We start from the raw sequence: 3968 nt of genomic DNA, 5'->3' as shown, positions 1-3968 counted from the left end.
CCGGCGTCGATCACGTCGGCCCGGCCCGGGTGCATCCAGCCCAGGTCGCGGCGTTGCGCGACCGTCATGGCCAGCAGTCGGTCGACGAGCGCCTGCACGTCGCTGACGGGCAGGACCTGGCCGTGGATCAGGTTCCGGTCGTAGGCGGCCAGGCCGAGGGTTCCGGCCGCGATGGTCGTGTTCGTGCCCGCGACGCCGATCACGACGGCCGCGACCGCGGGGTCGACGGGCGACGCGTCCAGCGCAGCGTCGATGTCGGCGACGATCGCGGCGATCTCGTCGACCGTGACCGGGTCGTGCCGGACGTGTCGTTCGTGGAGGCGGACGGAGCCGATGTCCATGGAGTGTGCAGCCGTGGGGCCGGTCGCCAGGTCCCCCAGGATGAGCTCGGTCGAACCGCCACCCACGTCGACGACCAGCGCCGGCGAGGCGAGGTCGGACCCCGCAAGGCCGCGTACGGCGCCGCCGAAGGCCAGGCGCGCCTCCTCCAGCCCGGTCAGCACCTCGGGCTCGACCCCGAGCCGGGCCACGACGCCCGTGGTGAACTCGGCTGCGTTCTCGGCATCACGCGACGCCGAGGTCGCGCAGAACCGGATCCGCTCGACACCCGCCTCGCGGATGATCCCGGCGAACTCGTCGATGGCGGTGAACGCCCGCTCCAGCGCTTCGGGAGCCAGCCGGCCGGTCGCGTCGACGCCCTGGCCGAGCCGGATCATCCGGCTCTCGCGGCGTACTCCGGCGGGATCGCCGACCGGGTCGCCGACCAGCAGCTTGATCGTGTTGGTGCCGCAGTCGATCGCGGCGATGACGTCAGTCATCCGAGACGGAGACGCACGGCCCCTTGGCCCACCAGTCGCCGAGGATCTCGAGCACCTCGTCGCCGAGCGGGTTGACGCCGGGCCCGGCGGCGAGCGAGTGACCAGCCAGGACGTGGAGGCACTTGACCCGGTCCGGCATACCGCCCGCGGAGATGCCCTCGATCTCCGGCACCTCCAGGTCGCAGGAGACACGGATCGCTTCACGGTCGGCGAGGTACGCCTCGTGCGCGGCCCGATAGGCCGCAGCGAGCTCGGGGTCGGTGCCGAGGCGGTCCTGCATCTCCTTCATCAACCCGGACGCCTCGAGCGTCCCGATCCGGGAGTTCACCCGCGGGCAGGTGAGGTAGTACGTCGTCGGGAACGGGGTCCCGTTCGGCAGCCGCGGTTCGGTGCTGACCACGTCGGGGTTCCCGCACGGGCAGCGATGCCCGATGGCGTGGATCCCGCGCGGCACCCGACCGAGCTGTGCCGCGATCACGGCCACATCGGTGTCGCTGGCGGCAGTCACTCGTCCAGATCCTCCTTGGGCGCCTCGATCTTGTCCTTGGGCGCACGAACCTTCGTCGGCGGGTTGCCGGCGATCTTCATCGAGTCCCACGCGTCCTCGTACCAGACCTGGGCATCCGGGTCCTCGACCGTCGAGGTGTCGCCGAGCTCGGCCGAGGCATCCAGCGGCTCGCCGTTCTCGTCCACGACCACGAACGGGGTCTCTCCCCGGTCGACGTACCCGAAGCGGGCGCGCGCCTGCTGGGCGACGTACGACGGGTCCTGCCAGCGCTCCTTCTCCTTCTCGAGGTCGTCGATGTTCGACTCCCGCTCGAGGATCTGGCTCTCGAGCGCCTCGATGTGGGTGCGCTGCTGGAGGTAGGCCCGCAGGGACGACGCGTAGGAGACGGCCAGCACCGCCAGCACGAGCACCAGGATCGCCGCCCGGCCGGTCAGCCGCGACTTCTTCTGGTGCTCCGCGCGGGCGCGGTCGAGCGCGGCCTGCCGGTCACGCGCAGCAAGCTTGCGCTCGACCTTGAGGCGCTCCGCGTACCGCGGTCCGGACCGACCCGAGGTGGGGCGGCCCGGCTTGCGGGACGTTCGGCGCTCCTCTGCCATGGGTCGGTCCGGCTTCAGCCCTGGTAGCGGGGGAAGGCGGCAGCGCCGGCGTAGCGGGCAGCGTCACCGAGCTCGTCCTCGATGCGCAGCAGCTGGTTGTACTTGGCGACCCGCTCGGACCGGGCCGGGGCGCCGGTCTTGATCTGGCCGCAGTTCGTCGCGACCGCGAGGTCGGCGATCGTGGTGTCCTCGGTCTCGCCCGAACGGTGGCTCATCATGCAGCGGTAGCCGTTGCGCTGGGCGAGCTCGACGGAGTCCAGGGTCTCGGTGAGCGAGCCGATCTGGTTGACCTTCACCAGCAGCGAGTTGGCCTGGCCGCCCGTGATGCCGCGCTGCAGCCGCTCGACGTTGGTGACGAACAGGTCGTCGCCGACGAGCTGGGTCTTGGTGCCGAGCTCGTCGGTGATGGCCTTCCAGCCGTCCCAGTCGTCCTCGTCCAGCGGGTCCTCGATGCTGACGATCGGGTACGCCGCGACGAGCTCGGCGTAGTAGGCCGTCATCTCGGCTGCCGTCTTCTGCGCGCCTTCGAACGTGTAGGAGCCGTTCTCGCAGAACTCGGACGCGGCGACGTCGAGCGCGAGCGCGATGTCCTTGCCCAGGACGTAGCCGGCCTTGCCGATCGCCTCGGCGATCAGGTCGAGCGCCGCCCGGTTGGACTCGAGGTCGGGCGCGAAGCCACCCTCGTCACCGACGGCGGTGGCCAGTCCACGGCTCTTCAGCACGGCCTTGAGCTCGTGGTAGACCTCGGTGCCCATCCGCAGGGCCTCACGGAAGGTCGGCGCACCGATCGGCGCGATCATGAACTCCTGGATGTCGACGTTGGTGTCGGCGTGCGCACCACCGTTGAGGATGTTCATCATCGGCACGGGCAGCAGGTGCGCGTTGGGTCCGCCGACGTAGCGGTAGAGCGGCAGCTGCGCGGAGTCCGCGGCGGCGCGGGCCACGGCCAGCGAGACACCGAGGATCGCGTTCGCGCCGACGGTCGCCTTGTTGGGCGTGCCGTCGATCTCGAGCATGGTCTGGTCGATCAGGCGCTGGTCGGCCGCGTCGAGTCCCTCGATGGCCGGGCCGAGCTTCTGGATGACGGCCAGGACCGCCTGCTCGACGCCCTTGCCGGCGTACCGCTCGCCGCCGTCGCGGAGCTCGACCGCCTCGAAGGCGCCAGTGGAGGCACCGCTCGGCACCGCCGCACGCGCAAAGGATCCGTCGTCGAGAAGGACCTCGACCTCGACGGTGGGGTTGCCGCGCGAATCAAGGATCTCGCGGGCTCCGACGGCTTCGATCGCTGCCACGTGTACTGCTCCTGAGGTGCTGGGACGGTGCTGACGGGGGACGGTGTCGTCCACGTCAGCCTAGACCGCACCGGGCACCAGACCGGGCAGCACCCACCGGGCGTTCCCCGGACGTACGACGCCCGGAGCCGCCATGCTGGCCCTGTGCCCTCGTCCGACACCCCAGCACAGCCGCCCCCGACGCCGCGTCGCCCCCACCGTGTGTACGACGTCGGCGTGGACGCCGAGGCCCGCGACTCGCTTGCGAACGAGCGCACCTTCCTGGCGTGGGTGCGTACCTCGCTCGCCCTGGTGGCGGGCGCTGTCGCGGTCGCCTCACCGGCACTGGAGTTCTCGACCACGTCCCGGGTACTGCTGTCCCTGGGCCTGCTCACGGTCAGCGCCGCGGCGCTCGGCGTCGGCTGGCACCGGTGGAGCCGGATGGAGATCGCGCTTCGCACCGGCGGACCGCGACCGGGCTTCACCGGCGGGCTGGTGTTCCTGCTGTCGCTCGGCGTCCTGCTGGCCGCTGCCCTGGTGGCGGGCGTGCTCGGCCGTTGATCAGGCGCCGGGCGACTCCGGCACGACACCGAAGACGACGCCGAACAGGCGACCGCACCGGGAGGTCATCTCCTCGGGCGTCACGTCGGGATGCTCGATCCACCAGGTGACGAGCGCGCTGAACACGCTGCTCCACACCGCCGTCAGCGCCTCGAGGTCAAGCGGGTCGTGGTCCCCGGCGAGCGTCAGCAACTGGCCGACCCCGACGATCGCG

At 71.2% G+C, this 3968-nt stretch carries 5 protein-coding genes and 1 pseudogene; 1 reads left to right on the top strand and 5 read right to left on the bottom strand.

Annotation, left to right across the window (positions count from 1 at the left end; genetic code table 11):
* From ACOADB_RS11285 to eno, 4 genes are all read right to left on the bottom strand, one after another.
* Positions 1-818: exopolyphosphatase (locus tag ACOADB_RS11285; protein WP_378598300.1), on the bottom strand; the 818-nt coding region annotated here is incomplete at its 3' end.
* Positions 811-1326, bottom strand: a complete 516-nt coding sequence (locus tag ACOADB_RS11280) for a DUF501 domain-containing protein (RefSeq protein WP_378598246.1) — start codon at positions 1324-1326, stop codon at positions 811-813. The genes ACOADB_RS11280 and ACOADB_RS11285, both read right to left, overlap by 8 nt.
* Positions 1323-1922, bottom strand: a complete 600-nt coding sequence (locus ACOADB_RS11275; protein ID WP_378598244.1) for an FtsB family cell division protein — start codon at positions 1920-1922, stop codon at positions 1323-1325. The genes ACOADB_RS11280 and ACOADB_RS11275 overlap by 4 nt, the downstream gene beginning before the upstream one ends.
* Before the next feature lie 14 nt (positions 1923-1936).
* Positions 1937-3214: a phosphopyruvate hydratase gene (gene eno / locus ACOADB_RS11270; protein WP_378598242.1), complete on the bottom strand. Its 1278-nt coding sequence runs from the start codon at positions 3212-3214 to the stop codon at positions 1937-1939.
* Positions 3215-3358: 144 nt separating this feature from the next.
* Between eno and ACOADB_RS11265 the strand changes: the two genes are divergently transcribed.
* The gene (locus tag ACOADB_RS11265) at positions 3359-3754 is read left to right on the top strand and encodes a YidH family protein (RefSeq protein WP_378598240.1); all 396 of its coding nucleotides are present in this window, start codon (positions 3359-3361) and stop codon (positions 3752-3754) included.
* On the opposite strand, the pseudogene ACOADB_RS11260 reads toward ACOADB_RS11265, so the two are convergent.
* Positions 3755-3968 (bottom strand): annotated as a pseudogene (locus ACOADB_RS11260) (hypothetical protein); the annotation flags it as partial. It lies immediately after the preceding gene.

Source organism: Nocardioides sp. CPCC 206348 (assembly GCF_048654705.1).
Classification (GTDB): Bacteria; Actinomycetota; Actinomycetes; order Propionibacteriales; family Nocardioidaceae; genus Nocardioides.
The sequence above is the reverse complement of the archived record's forward strand: the minus strand, read 5'-3'. Positions and strand labels throughout refer to the sequence as shown.